Genomic DNA, 1000 nt, shown 5'->3' with positions numbered 1-1000 from the left:
TTTCGAACAGAGAAGTTAAGCCCGCTAGCGCAGATGGTACTGCTAACCAGTGGGAGAGTATGTCGCCGCCTTTCTTTTAGAATCCCCAATCTCGTATGAGGTTGGGGATTTTTTGTTTTGTATAATTTCCTAAGATATCTCAAGTGGTTTATTTTGACTAAAAAAAAGAACCTTGATTAAGGTTCTTCTGTTGTATTTTTTAGTTCTGTGATTTTATCTAGAATAAATTCCATTTCATAGCCTTTTCTATGTAAAAATCCTATAAGCTTCTGTGCCTTCTTATTTATATCTTCATCAGTTAATGTAATCCATTTTTGTGTTGCTATTTTTTCAAAGCTTTCAAAATACATTTCATCTGTAATTTCCTGCATTGCCTTTTTAATTAGAAAGCTTGATATTTTTCTTAGTTTTAATTCTGCTATTATCCTACTTCTTCCCCAGCTGCTTATTCTGTGTTTTCCTCTAGCAAAACTACAAGCAAAACGCTCTTCATTTAAAAAATTGTTTTCTATAAGATGTACTATAATTTCATCATGGTAAGAGGAGGAAATTTTTAAATTAAAAAGTTTTGAAGTTACTTCTGTATGACATCTTTCCTGATATGCACAAAAATGTTCAAGTTTATTTTTAGCTTGTTCAATGGTTAGGTATGTTGTATAATTGTTTTCCAATCTGTTCGATTTTTTAGAATAGTCTTATTAAGAGGATAAGTTAAGAACTTCTTTTATTATTCAACAAAATTACATTTTTATCTTAAGTAGGTGGCAATGGATGATTAATTAAGATATTTATAAGAGTTAAATAAACTTAGATATATGATTGGAAGATAGTGTGTGTATTCTAGATTTTGTTACTTTTACTTTAGATATTAATTTAAATATCATTGTTGTCCGATAAAAAAAAAGAAGCCAGCAAGCTGACTTCTAAAAAGTTATCGTAGTTTAGTCTTGCAAAACAATAGCGTCCTAAACGCTTAAAAAAAGGCAAAAAAAAAGAGAGT

1 protein-coding gene is annotated in these 1000 nt (G+C 29.5%); it reads right to left on the bottom strand.

Annotated features, from left to right (window positions below; all coding sequences use genetic code 11):
• Positions 1-176: 176 nt before the first annotated feature.
• A complete protein-coding gene (locus tag CF599_RS19255; RefSeq protein WP_121967533.1) occupies positions 177-671 on the bottom strand; it encodes a regulatory protein RecX in 495 nt (164 codons plus the stop codon).
• Positions 672-1000: the final 329 nt, after the last annotated feature.

This window comes from Myroides sp. N17-2, assembly GCF_002286775.1.
In the GTDB taxonomy this organism is placed as follows: Bacteria; Bacteroidota; Bacteroidia; order Flavobacteriales; family Flavobacteriaceae; genus Flavobacterium.
Note: the sequence above shows the minus strand (reverse complement) of the source record. Positions and strands in the feature narration are given on the sequence as shown.